Source organism: Jeotgalibaca caeni (genome assembly GCF_028863945.1).
Lineage (GTDB): Bacteria > Bacillota > Bacilli > Lactobacillales > Aerococcaceae > Jeotgalibaca > Jeotgalibaca caeni.
This window is the reverse complement of record NZ_JARBEA010000053.1, coordinates 1-17,326: the sequence shown is the minus strand read 5'-3', so window position 1 is coordinate 17,326 and position 17,326 is coordinate 1. Positions and strand designations below refer to the sequence as shown.

The 17,326-nt window shown below is 43.1% G+C and carries 17 protein-coding genes; 3 read left to right on the top strand and 14 right to left on the bottom strand.

What is annotated here, in order from left to right; translation table 11 throughout:
* Window positions 1–81 precede the first annotated feature (81 nt).
* From PVE40_RS10345 to rlmD, 14 genes are all read right to left on the bottom strand, one after another.
* Window positions 82–1,020, bottom strand: coding sequence for an aminoglycoside phosphotransferase family protein (locus tag PVE40_RS10345; protein WP_274731850.1), 939 nt, complete (start codon window positions 1,018–1,020; stop codon window positions 82–84).
* On the bottom strand, window positions 947–1,651 hold the full coding sequence (locus PVE40_RS10340; RefSeq protein ID WP_274731848.1) for a DNA alkylation repair protein: 705 nt from the start codon (window positions 1,649–1,651) through the stop codon (window positions 947–949). The genes PVE40_RS10345 and PVE40_RS10340 overlap by 74 nt, the downstream gene beginning before the upstream one ends.
* 1 nt (window position 1,652) lies before the next feature.
* Window positions 1,653–2,246, bottom strand: a complete 594-nt coding sequence (locus tag PVE40_RS10335) for a uracil-DNA glycosylase family protein (protein ID WP_274731847.1) — start codon at window positions 2,244–2,246, stop codon at window positions 1,653–1,655.
* A gap of 19 nt (window positions 2,247–2,265) precedes the next feature.
* The gene (locus tag PVE40_RS10330) at window positions 2,266–2,754 is read right to left on the bottom strand and encodes an NUDIX hydrolase (protein ID WP_274731846.1); all 489 of its coding nucleotides are present in this window, start codon (window positions 2,752–2,754) and stop codon (window positions 2,266–2,268) included.
* A 155-nt stretch (window positions 2,755–2,909) separates the two neighbouring features.
* The gene (locus PVE40_RS10325; RefSeq protein WP_274731845.1) at window positions 2,910–5,060 is read right to left on the bottom strand and encodes a heavy metal translocating P-type ATPase; all 2,151 of its coding nucleotides are present in this window, start codon (window positions 5,058–5,060) and stop codon (window positions 2,910–2,912) included.
* A 15-nt stretch (window positions 5,061–5,075) separates the two neighbouring features.
* A complete protein-coding gene (locus tag PVE40_RS10320; protein WP_274731844.1) occupies window positions 5,076–5,453 on the bottom strand; it encodes an ArsR/SmtB family transcription factor in 378 nt (125 codons plus the stop codon).
* Window positions 5,454–5,612: 159 nt separating this feature from the next.
* Window positions 5,613–6,200: an acetate uptake transporter gene (locus tag PVE40_RS10315; RefSeq protein WP_274731843.1), complete on the bottom strand. Its 588-nt coding sequence runs from the start codon at window positions 6,198–6,200 to the stop codon at window positions 5,613–5,615.
* 103 nt (window positions 6,201–6,303) lie between these two features.
* Entirely contained in the window at window positions 6,304–7,410 is a 1,107-nt protein-coding gene (locus tag PVE40_RS12945; RefSeq protein ID WP_338033475.1) for a GNAT family N-acetyltransferase, read from the bottom strand.
* Between the two features lie 12 nt (window positions 7,411–7,422).
* A complete protein-coding gene (locus tag PVE40_RS10300; RefSeq protein WP_274731842.1) occupies window positions 7,423–7,617 on the bottom strand; it encodes a YwbE family protein in 195 nt (64 codons plus the stop codon).
* A complete protein-coding gene (locus PVE40_RS10295; RefSeq protein WP_274731841.1) occupies window positions 7,584–8,141 on the bottom strand; it encodes a YcxB family protein in 558 nt (185 codons plus the stop codon). Before PVE40_RS10295 ends, PVE40_RS10300 begins: the two co-directional genes overlap by 34 nt.
* 3 nt (window positions 8,142–8,144) lie before the next feature.
* On the bottom strand, window positions 8,145–8,654 hold the full coding sequence (locus PVE40_RS10290; protein WP_274731840.1) for a hypothetical protein: 510 nt from the start codon (window positions 8,652–8,654) through the stop codon (window positions 8,145–8,147).
* 216 nt (window positions 8,655–8,870) lie between these two features.
* Complete coding sequence (locus PVE40_RS10285) at window positions 8,871–9,041, bottom strand: hypothetical protein (RefSeq protein WP_274731839.1); 171 nt, start codon at window positions 9,039–9,041, stop codon at window positions 8,871–8,873.
* 30 nt (window positions 9,042–9,071) lie between these two features.
* Window positions 9,072–9,839, bottom strand: a complete 768-nt coding sequence (locus PVE40_RS10280) for a Gfo/Idh/MocA family protein (protein ID WP_274731838.1) — start codon at window positions 9,837–9,839, stop codon at window positions 9,072–9,074.
* 228 nt (window positions 9,840–10,067) lie between these two features.
* On the bottom strand, window positions 10,068–11,450 hold the full coding sequence (rlmD, locus tag PVE40_RS10275) for a 23S rRNA (uracil(1939)-C(5))-methyltransferase RlmD (RefSeq protein WP_274731837.1): 1,383 nt from the start codon (window positions 11,448–11,450) through the stop codon (window positions 10,068–10,070).
* Between the two features lie 364 nt (window positions 11,451–11,814).
* Between rlmD and PVE40_RS10270 the strand changes: the two genes are divergently transcribed.
* From PVE40_RS10270 to PVE40_RS10260, 3 genes are all read left to right on the top strand, one after another.
* Window positions 11,815–14,385: a vitamin B12-dependent ribonucleotide reductase gene (locus tag PVE40_RS10270; protein ID WP_274731836.1), complete on the top strand. Its 2,571-nt coding sequence runs from the start codon at window positions 11,815–11,817 to the stop codon at window positions 14,383–14,385.
* Between the two features lie 99 nt (window positions 14,386–14,484).
* A complete protein-coding gene (gene uvrC / locus PVE40_RS10265) occupies window positions 14,485–16,275 on the top strand; it encodes an excinuclease ABC subunit UvrC (RefSeq protein ID WP_274731835.1) in 1,791 nt (596 codons plus the stop codon).
* Between the two features lie 87 nt (window positions 16,276–16,362).
* The gene (locus PVE40_RS10260; RefSeq protein WP_274731834.1) at window positions 16,363–17,214 is read left to right on the top strand and encodes a DegV family protein; all 852 of its coding nucleotides are present in this window, start codon (window positions 16,363–16,365) and stop codon (window positions 17,212–17,214) included.
* The last annotated feature ends 112 nt before the right edge of the window (window positions 17,215–17,326 follow it).

Sequence of the window (17,326 nt, the reverse complement as noted above, 5' to 3'; positions counted from 1 at the left end):
AAAATGGCTCTCGCCACCCCAAAAGGGATCTGCGAGAGCTATTTCTTTATTCATTTTTCTGGTTTTGTCCCAGCCTCCTTGTTAGGCTCTATACCAAGTAGGCACAATCTTTGTCATGTTCTGGTACCAGTTTTGAACTTGCTTTGCTTGTTCGCGCATAACTTCAATCTCTGCTTGCCCAAATTTCATTGCCCAGGGGAGCCCTGACAATGTATTCGTGGCAATGTATAAGGTGAGCAGGCGGAAAAAGAGTTCCGGCGGCTCGCCATTGAAATAGCCATGTAGCTGACCGGTCGCAAATGCAGGACTTAATTCTGCGGTAAACACAATTCGGTTGAAGTCTTCCCACGGATCGCCAAAATCGAAGCGATTAAAATCAATAATTGATAGCTCCCGATTTGGGGAAAGGATCATATTGCCGGTGTGATAATCTCCGTGTTGAAATGATTGTGGCCTATCTTTCAGCAGATGACGGTTCTCTTCTATATAACGGATTACGAATTCGTCTCCTTCGAAAGAGAGCGGACACTGCTGATATACGTTGATTTTACGATCTATCTTCCGGGAAAACTTTTCTTCCCAAAGTAAATCCTCGTCAGGTGCTGAGAGTGAATGGATTTTTTGCAAGTAGATTCCTGACTGCTTGCCCAGTTCATATTGCTCTTCTTTTGTTAGCAGCGGCAGTACTTCTTCAGCGTCTCTTCCTTCACACCATGTAAAGTAGGATTGTACTTCATTCGTCACTTGAAAAGAGAGCGGCCTTGAAATCGGTACGCCTAACTCTGCTACCTTTTTCATCCAATTAAACTCTTGGCGTTTCTGTCCTGCCAGCTCCAAACGAGCCACTCGCAGGAGTTGGTTCCCCTGTTCAGACTCAATCAAGTATTTCTTGTCATCGGACCAACCTTTATGGATTTGTTTCATCAGTGGTGCCCCCATCTTTCCGTCAGCAGCGAACATAATTCCGTTTGAAGCCGAGTCTGCCTCGCTCCAACTCTTTTTGAATGTTCTCAAACGCATGCAACGTTTTCTTTTTCTTATCTTCTCCTACTTCAATCCGCCCAACTGCCTTTGCAGTTTTCACTGCCTCTTCATGTAGGGGGAGATAGGAAATTGCGACCGTATAGAGAAAATTATTCATCGAAGCTTTGGTTCTTTCTGGGGCCAGATGAATGGTTCTTTCCACTCGTTCCAACAACCCTTTCATTTTATCCGGTTCAAATTCATGGTCTTTCCGGCTCCCTAGTAGCCAACAGTAGCAACTCCATCCCCCTGACATCCGCAGATCATCGCCGCTTTCCAGCCACTTATCGGCAACTTGCTGAGCAATTGCAGCTTCTGACAAAGTTACAGCCACCACATAATCCGAAAGCATAAAAAAGTACGCATCATCCATCCACCGATCATAGTCTGATTCGGTCATGGCATCCGGTTCGGCAATCACACCGGCAAAATACATCGCATCATAGTTCCCGGTCGCGTACAACTCTTCCGCCAAAGCCTGATTTCGTTTGATCTTCTTCGCCATCGGTTTCATCGCGCCCGTTGCCACTCCAAATAACGGTTCGACTGCACCATTGGAAATGTATCTCTTTTTGATGGTCTCTTTCCCCAATGTTTCCAATTCTGCTAAAACAGTCTTCTTATCCATCTTATTCTCCTCTCTCCGCAATCGCTTGAACCCTTTGCTTCAATTCAGGAAGAACCTCTTCCTCAAACCAAGGATTTTTCTTCAGCCACCGACCGTTCAAGGGAGACGGATGTACCAGCGGAAAATAGGTCGGCAAGTAGTCTTGATAATGCCGAACGGTTTCCGTCAAGGTGCGGTGCTTTTGTTTCTTCAAGTAATGATTTTGCGCGTAGCTGCCAACGAGGAGAATCAGCTCCACTTTTGGCAATGCTGCTAAGATTCGCGGATGCCATTTCTCTGCGAAATCCTTTCGTGGCGGTAGGTCTCCCGTTTTAGCCTTGCCTGGATAATAGAAGTCCATGGGCAGAACGGTAAAGAGATCCGATTCGTAAAATTGTTCTTCCGTCACATTCATCCACTGGCGCAGACGAACACCACTTTGATCATTCCAATATTTCCTCGTCCTTTGCGCATGGATGCCCGGAGCCTGTCCAATAATCGCAATTCGTGCATTTTGTGGTGCTGAAAATAAAGGCTCTATTCCTTGTTCCGTAAATCTCTCATTCGCAGGATCATTCATTATTTCCGTTTTTATTTCTTCATAAATAGAAAGCATATACGTTCCTCCTCTGCTCTCACACTTGGTTCATAGAAGGCAGCAATCGTTCTCTCTGTGTTGGTATACAAGCAGTGGATTGGAGGAAGCTCTCGAACTCGTCTCGGGATACCCAACGATAGCCAATCGTTTCTCCTTCTTGAAGAGTGATTGCATCTTTTTCAATATCGGTTACGCAAAGATAGCCATAGAAAATAGTATGCGTACTTCTCGCAATACTAAGATGAGTCAGTTCACGCGCAGCAATCCCTGTTTCCTCTACTAGCTCCCGCAGTGCGGCTTCATTTGGCGTTTCGCCTTTTAACGCACTTCCGCCTGCTGTTGCTTCAAATAAACCAGGATGTCCCTCTTTCTTGTAATCACGTTGCATCAGTAAATAGGTCCCGTCCTCATGACGAACCAGAACTTCTACTACAATGTGAAAGAGCCCTTCTGGAATCGGCTCTCCCCTTACCAAGTCTACTCCGGTTACGTTTCCCTGTTGATCATATGCATCCCATAATTCCATTGCGCTGTCCCACCTATCCATGATTTGTACTCTAGATTCATCATAGCATAGAACGCTAAAATGTTTGACTTTGGTGGTTAAAAACAGCAAAAACCACTCATCCCTATAAAGGAGACGAGTGGTTTTTGTCGAACTAAGTGAAAAAGGAATCCGGTTTACTTATTTAGGATTCGCATGGCATTCAAGACCGCCAGCACGGTTACTCCGACATCTGCAAAGACCGCTTCCCACATTGAAGCAACTCCAAAGGCACCTAAAATAAGAAACAGCCCTTTCACTCCCATTGCAAATAAAATATTCTGCCAAACAATGAGGCGAGTATCCTTCGCTACTTGCATGGCTGTTCCTATTTTAGAAGGGTGATCGTCCATGATGACTACGTCTGCAACTTCAATGGCTGCATCAGATCCGAGAGCGCCTATGGCAAAGCCGATATCAGAGAGAGCGAGAACAGGCGTATCATTGATTCCATCTCCAACGAAGGCGACCTTCTCATTTTTCTTCTTTCTCGCAAGAATTTCTTCCAACTTTGCCACTTTATCTTGCGGAAGCAATTCACTATATACCTCTGTGATGCCCAATTTTTCAGCCACTGCATCTCCAACGGACTTGGAATCTCCCGTTAACATGATGATCTGCTTGATGCCCTGCTTTTTCATAATGGAAATGGCTTCTGCCGCATCATCCTTGATTGCATCTGCAATCAAGAGATATCCAGCATATTTTCTATCTACAGCCACGTAGACAATGGTCCCCATTTCGTTTACTTCTTCTATTTCTACAGTAAACTTCTTCATCAAACGAGCATTTCCAGCCAGTACCTCTTTGTTATCAATCGTTGTTTGTATTCCATGTCCAGAAATGTCGTTATAAGAAGCAATACGCTCTTCTTCAACTTCTGTACCATACCTTTCCTTGATGGAATCAGCTATTGGATGACTTGAATAAGCCTCAGCATGAGCAGCTATTTCAAGCAACTCTTCTGGTTTGAAGCTCGGTTGAGGTTCAATCGCAATGATTTCAAATTTTCCTTTTGTTAAGGTTCCGGTCTTGTCCATTACTACATACTTCAAGTCATTGAGGGCTTCTAAGTAGTTGCTGCCCTTCACCAAAATTCCTTTGCGTGAGGAAGCTCCAATTCCCCCAAAAAAACCAACGGGGATAGAAACGACCAGCGCACATGGACAGGAAATAACTAGAAAAATAGCTGCTCTATAAATCCATTCATCGAACGTCGCTCCAGCGAACACGAATGGCGGCACAAAGGCTAATAAGAAGGCAGCTACTACCACGATCGGCGTATAGTATCGCGCAAATTTCGTAATAAACTGTTCGACCGGCGCCTTCCGTCCACTAGCATTCTCTACCAAATCTAAAATCTTCTTGACCGTGGATTCGGCAAATGGTTTATCCACCACTACTTTCAACACGCCATTTCGGTTGATAAAGCCACTTAGGACAAAATCACCAGGTTTCACATTTCGTGGTACCGATTCTCCCGTTAAGGCGGATGTATCCATAGAAGAAGTTCCCTCCGTAACCGTCCCGTCTAGTGGAACTTTTTCACCAGGGAGAACCAGAATCTGGTCTCCTACTTTTATACGTTCCGGGGATACTTTCGAAATTCCACTTCCCGCGTCCAAGTTCGCATAGTCAGGACGAATGTCCATCAAGTCTGCGATCGAGCGACGCGACTTCGAAAGGGCAACCTCCTGGAAAAGTTCTCCTACTTGATAAAATAGCATGACCGCTACAGCTTCTGGATATTCCTGCACATAGAAGGCTGCCAGTGTTGCAATGGTCATTAAAAAGTTTTCATCAAAAAGCTGCCCACGCGAGATGTTTCGTACCGCACGAAATAATACATCATAACCAGCAATCAAATAAGCTCCCACAAACAAAGCAAGTGTAGTCAGTCCATTTAATGGAATAAAAATCCCCGCCATCATGAGTGAGAAACCAACGATCAGGCGGATGATCCTTGTTCGTAGCCCGCTCGTCTCCCCTTCATTGATTTCTCCATTGTCCCGTTCGACTGGTTTCGATCCTATTTCAACCAGTGTACCGTCCGCCTTATTTTTCAGAATAACATCCGGCTCCAACGTATGTACCTTCTGTTTCACTTGAGATAAAATTTGATTTTCGGGGTCATTCAACACTTCAAAGCTCAAGGTTTGTGTCATAAAGTTTACGCTGCTATTCGCTACACCTGCAACCTTTGCCACGCCTCTCTCAACCTTGTTCGCGCAGTTCGCGCAATCAATTCCCTCTAGAATCCATTCATGGTGTGTACTTGTTTTAGCCATGTCGCTCTCCTTTTCTCAACTAAAAATATGCTGTACCTCTTCCGTTACCTTGAGTAAGGACTGGATAGCCGCTGAAATTTCTTCATTAGCCAATGAATAATAAACCATTTTTCCGTCTTTATAAGATTTCGTTATTTTATTTTTTTTCAGGAAACGTAAATGATGAGAAGTGGTAGCCATACTCGCACCCACTATTGCTGCTAAGTCACACACACACATTTCCTTATAGGTCGACAAGGCGTATAAAATTTGAATGCGAGAAACATCTCCCAAGCATTTACTCAGTACGATTAATTCGGAAAAATCTTTTGCTTGTAGTTCAGTCTTCACACGATTCACTTTCTCTTCGTGAATAACGGAAGTCTGACAAACTTCTAATTCTACCTCTTCCACTTATTTCATTCCTTTCTCTTTAACATTCAAACGTTCGTTTGAATGTATTGTATCATGAAGGGGTCCCCTTTTCCAACCTCCTAACGGTTAGAAAAAGACGAAAAAAGAGCACCCCTCTTCAACGAGAAGGAGGATGCTCTGGATTGATTGTATGATGAATTAGTTTACTTCGCCAATCGGCAAAACAGATTTGCCGTATAATTCGTTAATAACTTGTGCCATTGCTGCGTAAATAGCAGTGAAGCCGCAGATGATGCCTTCGTAACCGGCAATGGTTAAAATGAGAGCTGAACCTGTGAAGTTCGCAATCGCTAATAGGAAAAATAAAAGGGCTAACGAACCAAATACAACTTGTAAAGCACGACTGATCCGCAGGGTTCCAATGAACATAAAGAAGGTAAAGAGTCCCCACATGAATAAATAGGCTGCCATTGACAGCGAATCGGCTGCTTCGCCGTACCCCATCATCGGCAAGATATTTAATGCAACTAATGATAACCAGAAAAAGCCATACGATGTGAACGCAGTGGTTCCAAACGTATTATTTTTCTTGAATTCCATAATTCCAGCAATGACTTGTGCCAATCCGCCATAAAAAATACCCATTGCCAAAATCATAGCATTTAATGAAAAGAAACCTGCATTATGAATGTTTAATAAAACAGTCGTCATCCCAAACCCCATCAAGCCCAATGGTGCTGGATTTGCAGTAACCTCTTTGAACGAAACAATCTTTTCCTTCTCCACGTTCGATAACTCCTATTAGCCATATTTTTTGTAAACACACTGCTTTTAATTATAGCTATCTTGACAGCCGGGGTCAACTGCCTTTTCAGAAGTATCGTGTTTTTTAAGTGTGCAACCAAGGAAGTGAATGATTGTTTTCATCCATTAATTGAGAAAAGGAAAGCACTACTTTTGGTTGATTCAGATGTTCGCCAATCAGTTTCTCCATCCAAATCATGTCGTACCATTTGTTGAACTTGTACCCACATTGAGTAAAATGAGCGTTTTTCTTAAAACCTAACCGCTCATGAAACAGGAAACTGGCTGAGGTTAGGTGCTCATCTTCTCGCTCCGTATAAGCTAGGCAGGCATTTACATTCAGAATGTTTTGGCGGCGCAACGTTTCTTCCAACTGATGGGCCAGCAATCTCCCGACTCCTTTTCCCCGTTCCTCTCGGTCCAGGTAGATGGTTGTCTCGACTGCCCAAGCATACGCCGCACGTTCCTTGAAGGGTGAAGCATACGCATAACCCATTATCCGGCCGCCTAATTCCGCAACGAGGTACGGATACTGCTCCATCCCGGTTGCGATTTTCTCCTTAAACTGATGGAGTGAAGGAACTTCATAGTCAAAGGTTACCGCCGTTTCCCTCACATAAGGAGCATAAATGTGAAGCATGGCTGCTGCATCAAAAAGTCTTACTGGTCGAACTTGAATCGTATTCTGATACCAAGCAATGGCATCCTTTTCCATTTGTTTTACAAATGAATCTTTCCCTTCGCAGTACCTTTCATTGTCGGTAGGAAATGAAGCGGCTAACGATTGTTTCAACTTTCCGTAAGCTTCTGATTCTTTCGAATGAGTACGTAAATAGTCCCGTACAGCTAGGTGACGCATCCAATCTCGATCATTCTCTTGTTCAAATATGTGGACGTGATGGGTCCGTCGATTCGTTCCTTTACGAAAATATCGGCGTCCATCCATTCCAAATTCACCCATACACTCATAGCCGAGTGTCTCAAACTGTTCGTTTAACAGGTCAACCATGTCTATATTTGTGACAATCGGCATGATATCAATCACCGGTTTGGCAGGCAATCCCGCTACTGCGGTACTACCGATATGGTGGATGTCAACGAGAATTTCTTGAAGGATCGAGCTGATTTTTTCTGCTTCTTGTTTGTATTCCAAGGACCATTGTGATTGATGTGAGACGACTTCTATCTCCATACGCGTTCCCCTTTATTCGATTACTTCTTTTACTCGGCCAACGATTCCATCTTCCAACATCACTTTAATTCCATGCGGGTGCGTAGGAGACTTCGTCAGCAAGCGGGCTACCGTCCCTTCCGTCAGCTTTCCGGAACGTTGATCTTGTTTTTGTACCACTTTTACTTTTGAGCCTACTTTGATCGTGCTTCGTTTACTACCGTCCAAGATGATTCGCTCCTTTCTATTGGTAAAGTTTCTAGTAGCTGTTTTTTTGTTGCGGCATCTAAGCAACGTGTCGGAATAATTTGTGCTGAGACCGCACTTAAATAGAGTAACACCATGTCCTCATGTACGCGAATCGTTTTGATATTTTCTTTCGCGACGATTTCTGTTGACTGATTGCCTTCTACTGTAATCGTGTCCTCACTGATTGTCATGGTTTTTTTACCATAAAAGGTAGAATTATCCCCTTCCCGACTCATTTTCTTCAGCTGCTTCGTAACTAATTTTATGTGTTGTTTAGGGTACGTCAGCGTCCAGACTACTACAAAAATAACGGCAACGAAAATCCAGTAAGCGCTCGGCTGGTTCAGCACGAACGTACCGATTAGATAAATGAGCACTGCACATACCATCGGCAACAAAAACCGTGATAGCTGATACATCCGCTTTTGTGAAGGCGAATGTTCCAAATGATGAAGATTAAAGCTAATATAGTCTTCCTCTGTAAGTTCAAATTGAATTTTCAATGTCTATTCCTCCGGGTCTCTGACTGGAGACACATGAATAAAGGACAAGTCTTTTTCTGCTTCTTGCTTCGAAGAATAGAAGTGGACTCCCTGATAAGGTTTCAACCGACTTCTCCAGTCTGCCATATTTTCTAAGAAATCTGCTCCGCTCTCAAAAAGGAGCCAGCAAGACAGATCTCGTTGGATGTAACAAATCGGTTGATCACTCGTCAGATCACTTGTTCCTCCTACCGTACCAAAAAAGTTACCGGTACGATCCTGGGCAAACAGATCGACTTGCGGTACCGTATAGAAGTCAATTTCAGGAAGATGATCTTCAAAAATAAAGTGTACCTCCTGTTCATCCGCGATTCGTTGATATTCTGCATTCTTCTCTCCGACCGGCATCGCATAAAGGGTTGCACCAGCCGGAATAATTTCCGTACCTTCTGCTGCGATTATTCCGATTGCTCCCGCTTCTTCCGTACGGTCCAGATAAAAAGTTTGCGTTACGTCCTTTTCTCTTTTTTTCAAAAAATTACACCTGCCTCTTGAAGGAATTCAATCCATGCATCATAGGAAATAAAAGTTGAACAGTCCGCATGCCGTAGGGTCACAATTTTTACGTTCGCGGCTAGCGGAACATGTGTTATTTTTTTAGGAAAAAACGAGCTGAAAACAAAGAACAAACACAAAATAAAAATCTATTTCATTAATTTAGTTTTGCGCTTCATCAAGCTTCGCACGTTTTTATTGCTCCATCTCTTGCGGATACACAAGCCCCATTTGTTTGCGGCATTCATCCATCAATGCCATTACTTCAATCGTGCTTTTAGCAGAAATCTTTTCTCCTTCTTTTCTTCCTGCGCGAATTTCTGCTGCTACGTTTGAAAATTGTGTTCCATAAAGAAGGCCTTCCATTTCAAAGTTTTCTTCCTTATCACCGATTTTCTATGTCGCACGCTTGGATGCGTGAAATTGTGGAACATAGATGGAGCCCTTTGTTCCTTGTATTTCAAAATACTCTTCCCCTTCTTCCGTCATGGAGATACGCATCTTCGCTGGGAAGTCAGGGTAGCGGAAGGTAATGGTTTCACCATAATCGACTTCGCCCATTTCGCCCACACATTCAATCGAATCTGGATTGCCGAAGAGTTCATAGCAATAACGAATCGCATAAACTCCCAAGTCCAATAACGCTCCGCCTAACATCGACGGCGTTGTCAATCGTGGATTATCCGTAAACTTGAGAAGCGGCACCATAAAAGCACAATCAACCGATTGAATTTCTCCAATAACTCCTGACTTGATCCATTCTCTTACTTGAAAGGCTGTCTCATTATGCCATGTCCACATTGCTTCTGAGACATACGTATTGGTTTCTTTCGCATAGTCGAATAGTTCCTTCGACTTCTCCGCATTGACCGTAAATGGTTTCTCACACAGTACTGGTTTCTTATTTTGAAGAGCCAAGAGCGTATACTCTGCATGCATATCTCCGTTCACATTCACATATACGCCTTCTACTCCCGCAGCGTTGATGGCTTCTTCCGGCGTATCGTAGACCGTTCCACCGTATGCTTCCACAAATTCTTCCGCTTTTTCTTTGGTCCGATTCCATACAGCGACGATTTGATTATCTTCTGTTTGTATCAATTCTTTTGCCGTAGTGTGGGCGATTCCGCCACAGCCAATGTAAGCCCATCCAAATTTATTCATTTTAGCGCCTCCAAATTTGTAATTGTCTTCTTTTATTATATACGGAAACTTGATTGATAGATATACGGAACCCTTGTGAAAAGTCCTCGACCGCTCCTTCTATCAATCAACTTTCTTTGCCTGCAAAAAAACTATTAACGGACGTTATCTTCTATTTTGATAATTACTAAAAAAATCGCTCTCCCGATCCGATTCCGGATGAGAAGAACGATTTTTATTTGATACTCTTTATTTTTCTTTATGCAAAGCTACGACCGTTTCGACATGCAAGGTTTGCGGGAACATATCCACAGGTTGTGCAGTTGTGGCATGGTAGCCTTTTTCAGCAAAAATTGCTAAGTCACGAGCGAGTGTTGCTGGGTTACAGCTGACGTAAACAATTTTTTCTGGTCCTACTTCTACAGCTGCCTCGATGAAGGCTTGTTCCAAACCTTTGCGCGGCGGGTCAACGACAATGACATCTGCTTTGACGCCTTCTCCTGCCCACTTCGGCAATACTTCTTCGGCTGCGCCTACTTCAAAGGTTACGTTTTCGATCCCATTTTCTTTGGCATTCTTTTCTGCCATTAGAATGGAGTCTTCAACGATTTCCATAGCGAAGACATGTTTTGCTTTCTCAGCTAGAGCTAAAGTAATCGTTCCGATTCCACAATACGCATCAATAACGGTTTCTTCTCCAGTCAACTCTGCCGCATCTAAAGCTAATTGATACAGCTTCTCAGTTTGAACCGGGTTCACTTGGTAGAAAGATTTCGAACTGATCGCAAAGGTATGTCCTAATAGTTGATCATGGAACACATCTTCTCCATGCAGGACAACACTTTCCTCGCCGAGGATGACATTGTTCCGCTTCGGATTGATATTGTGGACGATGCTCACTACTTCTGGCAATGCTCCTAAGATATCTGGAACAATTTTACTGATTGGGAATAATTTTGGTGTCCGTGTTACAAGAACCACCATCATTTCGCCTGTATGGTAACCGCGACGAATCATGATATGACGAATCATACCAGTATGTTTCTTCTCGTCGTATGCCTTCACCCCGTACTCTTGTAAAATATCTCGGACAACCACAATTGCCTCATCAATCTTTGGATCTTGGATGTGGAAGTTTTTCATTGGCACTAACTCATGGGTCTTCTTGCGGAAGAAACCAGTTACTAATTTTCCGTCTTTTGCACGAACTGGAATTTGTGCTTTGTTACGGTATCCCCATGGATTGTCCATTCCTATTGTTGGAAGAACTTCAATATGCGGCAATTTGCCGATACGGGTTAAGTCTTGTTTCACTACATTATGTTTGAATGCCAGTTGCGCTTCATAACGTAAATGTTGCAGCGGCATCGTACCGACTTGTGTTCCTAATGCATCGCGAGTTGGAATGCGGTCTTGGGAGGTAGTGAGGCGTTCTTCAATGCGCGCGAAGCCATAAGACTTGCCGACTTTCGTAACTTTTACCTTTGCTTGTTCTCCAGGTAATCCGTCCACTACAAATAAAGGGTACCCCTCTACTTTACCTACTCCTAGTCCTTCTGAAGTTAAATCTTCAAAAGTAACTGTTACAACCTCATTTTTACTTACTGGTGCTTGTTGGTTTTCTTGTTTCATAAAATCTCCTTATTCTTTCCCGTTGACGGGCAATTTGTCTGTATCGATCGGCCTTTCCTCTATTATACAATATCTAACTCTTTAACGCTTGTTTTCTTTCTGCGGTATACAAATCCGGTGAAAAATGGTAAGCTATTTTTTGCGAATAAATACTCCAAATTATTCTTTACCTCCTCCGAACGTCTAAAAGTTGGTTAAATTAAATTATAAAGCCAACCACTTCATGCTTTCTCTTCCTTTTCATATTTTCTCATCAAACATTCTTCTGGCAATTCTATCTGAACTCCCTTAATATATGTAGTAGAAATTAACACCACTGAACACTAGATGTTGTGGTACAGAAGATATGATGGGAGTGATTGAAGTGGCAACAGAAATTTCATCCACTTTAAAGAATGGCTACGAGCAACTAAACAAAGACATTGAACAATTCGACGCAGTGTTCCCGATTACTGAAGATATGCATATTACTTATGACGGGGTTGCCCGTTTGGTTATGTTAGACCGCTATTCGTTTAAAGATACGAAGAAATTAACTTTAAAAGAAGGCGACTTCGTTCTCTTAACGGTTAAAGAAGATCCAAAGTACCCTGCGCGTGGTACTGGTACAATCGTTTCATTGGATTGGGAAAATGGTACGGCGAGAATTCAAGTTTCTGAAGAATACCGTGCAAATATTGATTCTTTCTCTATGGAAGAAGATGGTGTGGTAACACGTTCGATTATTACTCTCGACAAACCACTAGAATTATACTACGAACAAATTGCTATGCGGAATGCGCATGGATTGGCTGAAGTAGAAATCTCTCCAGAGAAACGTTACCAAGCATTCATCAAATTCTACGAAGAACAAAAAGAAAAGAACTTTATCCCGGCTGGACGTGTGCTTTACGGAGCAGGCTCTGGTACGGATGTAACATACTTCAACTGTTACGTAATGCCTTTCGTGCCTGATTCACGTGGCGGCATCTCTGACCACCGTAAGAAGGTAATGGAAATCATGAGCCGTGGTGGCGGTGTAGGAACGAACGGTTCTACCTTGCGTCCAAGACATGCCTTAGCACGTGGTGTAAACGGCCGCTCTTCTGGTTCCGTTTCTTGGTTGGACGATATTGCCAAGCTCACTCATTTAGTGGAACAAGGCGGATCTCGTCGTGGCGCACAAATGATTATGTTGGCAGACTGGCATCCAGATATTATTGAATTCATTATTTCAAAAATGCAGAATCCACGTATTTTGCGTTACATTACAGAAAACTTTGAAGATACTCAAATTCGGACACTTGCACACGAAAGACTAAAATTCACACCTTTCTCACCAAAAGAAACGAATATGTATACAGGAATTGTGAACTACAAGAACTTCCCTGGACATGGCGGATTTGAGCCAGAAGTTATTCGCGACGCAGAAATGAAATTGCGTGACGGCGGAACCTACACGGTAAACAACTCTGAGTTCCTAACAGGAGCAAACATCTCTGTATGTATTACGGACGACTTCATGGAAGCTGTAAAAGCTGACGCTGAATATGCGCTACGTTTCCCAGATGTGGAAAACTACTCCGCAAGCGAAATGGCTCACTACGATGCTGAATGGGTAAACGTTGGTGACGTTCGTGAATGGGAAGCACAAGGACATGCTGTTCGTACCTACCGTACAATCAAAGCGAAAGAATTGTGGAAGCTGATTAATGTATGTGCAACCTATGCAGCAGAACCAGGAATCTTCTTCATCGACAATGCGAATGAAATGACAAATGCACGTGCATACGGTCAAAAAGTTGTTGCGACAAACCCTTGTGGTGAGCAACCATTGGCACCTTATTCTGTATGTAACTTGGCAGCTGTTAACTTAGCTGAAATGGTAAACAAAGACTTGCAAATGGTTGACTTTGCCAAACTAGAAAAAACAGTACGCATGGGCGTTCATATGCAAGATAACGTAATTGACTCCACTCCTTACTTCTTGGAAGAAAACCGGAAGCAAGCATTGGGCGAGCGCCGGGTTGGATTAGGAATCATGGGTCTTGCGGACATGCTGATTTATTGTGGCGTTCGTTATGGATCTAAAGAAGGAAATCAACTAATTGACCAAGTAATGGAAACAATTGCTGTTACAGCATACGAAGAAAGTATTGAATTAGCGAAAGAACGCGGAAGCTTCCCATTCTTAGTTGGTGAAACGGGTAAAGAAACACAACAATTACGCGAGAAATTCGTGAATACAGGCTACATGAAGAAAATGCCAGAGCACGTTCGTGAAGGTGTATTGAAACACGGAATCCGTAACTCTCACCTATTGACTGTTGCACCAACTGGATCAACTGGAACAATGGCCGGCGTATCTACTGGTTTAGAACCATACTTCAGCTTCTCCTACTTCCGTAGCGGACGCTTAGGTAAGTTCATTGAAGTGAAGGCTGAAATCGTTCAAGAATACTTGGATCGTAATCCAGATGCTGATCCAAACAACTTGCCTGACTTCTTTACCACAGCAATGGAATTGTCTCCAGAAGAACACGTAGATGTACAAACAACCATCCAACGTTGGGTAGACAGCTCTATCTCGAAAACAGTAAATGCACCAAAAGGCTATACGGTAGAGCAAGTAGAAAAAATCTATGAGCGCTTGTATGACGGCGGTGCAAAAGGCGGTACCGTATATGTAGACGGAAGCCGTGACAGCCAAGTATTGACACTGAAAGCAGAAGAAAATGTCTTCGATGAAGCTGAAGCAGAAGAAAAAGAAGCGAAGAAAGTAAACAAGGACAAAACGTTCTTAGTAGAAACAATCGCTGACCTAGAATCAACGGATGTAACCATCGGGAATGAGATTGGCGACACTTGTCCAATCTGCCGCATCGGTACAGTAGAAGATCTAGGTGGATGCAACACCTGTAACAACTGTGCTGCACAATTAAAGTGCGGACTATAATCATCACATAGAATCAAGCTGCACAGGCAATCCTTCTGGGGAACGCCTGTGCTTTTTCGTGGTATACTATTGGAAAGACAACATAAAGGAATGGACGCAATGAGCAGAGAAGAAATTAATAACAAACTGGCCCTCCTGCCTGATTTGCCCGGCTGCTATATCATGAGAAACAAAGACAAAGAAATCATCTATATTGGAAAAGCAAAAAATTTACGCAACCGCGTGAAGTCGTACTTCCATAATAAGCATGAAGGAAAGACTGCTTTGCTTGTTGAGGAAATCGACCACTTCGAATTTATTGTGACCAAAACAGAGAAAGAGTCTTTGTTGCTGGAAATCAGTTTAATTAGACAATATCAACCTAAATACAATATCAAATTGAAACACGGCACGATGTATCCCTATTTGAAAATTACGAATGAAAAAGATCCACAGCTCATCATTACCTCAACCGTCGAGAATGATGGTGGGATCTACTTCGGACCGTATCCAAACGTTTATGCCGCCTCTGAAACCCAACAATTCATCCAAAAAGTGTATCCGTTAAGAAAGTGTGCAAAAAATCAAAAACGTGCTTGCCTGTACTATTCCATTGGTCAATGCATTGGTTGTTGCGATCATGAAGTATCACCCGAAGAATATCAGGAACAAACGAATCGGATTCGCAGCTTCTTAAATGGTGATGTCAAAGAAATCAAGAATAACCTCGTCGCAAAAATGACGCGTGCTGCAGAAACACTCGACTTTGAACAAGCTGCGGAATTTCGAGATCAAATTCGCTACATCGAAGAAACCGTTGAGAAACAAACCATTATGTCTCGCGACTACACGAACCGGGACGTCTTTGCTTATCATCTAGATCGAGGCTGGATCTCCATTCAAGTGTTCCTCTTACGTCAGTCCACTGTTATTAAGCGGGAAGCCGCCCTTTTCCCTTGCTACGGTAGACCAGAGGAAGAACTGGTTTCTTTTATCGTGCAATTCTACCAAGAACAAAACCATATTTTACCGAAAGAAATTCTGGTCCCTGAAGGTACGGATATAGAACTGCTAGGCGAAGCCTTGGGAGCAGCTGTGCGAATACCAAAGCGTGGGAATAAACGCAGCATTCTTGACCTTGCTACCACTAACAGTGAACTTGCTCTCAATGAGAAGTTCATGATGATGGAACGAGATCAACAAAAGAGTATCGGAGCAATCCAAGAATTATCGGAAGCCATGGGAACAGAATACTTGGAGACGATTGAATCCTTTGACCACTCGAATATTCAAGGGACGAATCCGGTGTCTGCGATGGTTGTTTTTAAGGACGGGAAGCCAGACCGGAAGTCCTACCGCAAATATAAAATTAAGACAGTAGAAGGCAGTAACGAGTTTGCGACCACACAAGAAGTGATTCGCCGCCGGTACAGCCGCCTTTTACGCGAAGGGAAACCATTGCCTGATTTAATCCTGATGGACGGCGGGAAGATTCAAATTCGAGCTGCAAAGGAAGTCCTAGAGGATGAGCTCGGCTTAGATATTCCGGTTGCGGGTATGGTAAAAGACAACAAGCACAAAACAGCGTCCCTGCTCTTTGGAGAACAAAACGAAGTCATCGAGCTGGATTCACGTAGTCAAGCCTTCCATCTCGTCCAACGTATCCAAGAAGAAGTCCACCGTTTCGCCATTACCTTCCACCGGCAAGTACGTGGCAAGAACAGTTTCTCTTCTCTATTGGACCAAGTCGAAGGGGTGGGACCAAAAACACGGACCAAGGTGCTTCGCCATTTCAAGACCTTGACCAATATTCGTTCAGCCAGCATGGAAGACTTCAAGAAGTTGGGAATTCCTGTGAAGGTTGCTGAACGAATCCAGGAAGCCTTTGAACAAACGGATTCCACATCCTAATTTTACAACTCGTGCCCCCACCTTAAGTGGTAACGTGCTATACTAGTACTAAAGCTTTCTTAAGGAAGAAAGTGAGGAGGAAAGAAAATGAGATTAATTGTAGATAGTTCATGTGACTTACCATTATCGTATTTACAAGAACATGACGTAGAAGTTTTACCTTTATCCGTTGTAATGGGCGATAAAGAATACATTGATATGTTTGAAATTACGAACGAAGAAATCTATGATTTTATCCGTAAAGGGAAACACCCTTCTACTAGCCAAGTGAACTTGAAAAAATTTGATCAGTCATTTCGCCGTATTGCTGAAGCTGGCGAGAGTGGACTCTATATTACTCTATCCGCTGACTTATCGGGCACCTATCAGGCTGCTGTACTGGCTCAGAGCCAAGTAATGGAAGACTACCCGGATTGTGATATAAAAATCATTGATTCTCGCACTGCATCCCTTGGTATTGGTTTGATGGTTCGCGAAGCGATTCAAATGAAAGAGAACGGCTTTACTATTGAAGAAATCGAAGAACGCGTTCGTTTCATGGTTGAACATACCGTTTCTATTTTCACTGTCCAAGATTTGAATTACTTGTCAGCAGGTGGCCGTTTATCGAAGTCCAGTGCCTTTTTCGGTGGACTTTTGAATATCCATCCCTTGCTTGAAGTTGTGGACGGGAAACTGGTACCAAAGGATAAATTACGCGGACGTAGAAAAGTACTGAACCGCATGTACGAGCGTTTAGAAACAGAAGCGCAACAATTGAAGGAACAAACGGTCTTAATCGTCCATACGAATGATCATGAGACCGTTAAGGAAATGAAAGAACACATGACTCAAAAACTTGGCGTAGGTGAAGTAATCGACTACCCAATCGGCGCAGTCATTGGTGCACACACCGGGATTGGTACCATCGGCATTTTTTATTTGAATGAATTCGAATAAATTGGTTTAAGAAAAAAGCTGCTTCCACTCTAGAATGATATGCTCCCTCTATATAGGACACTGAATTAATTCAAGTCCTATATAGGGGGTTTTGTCATGCCTAAACGTCAAA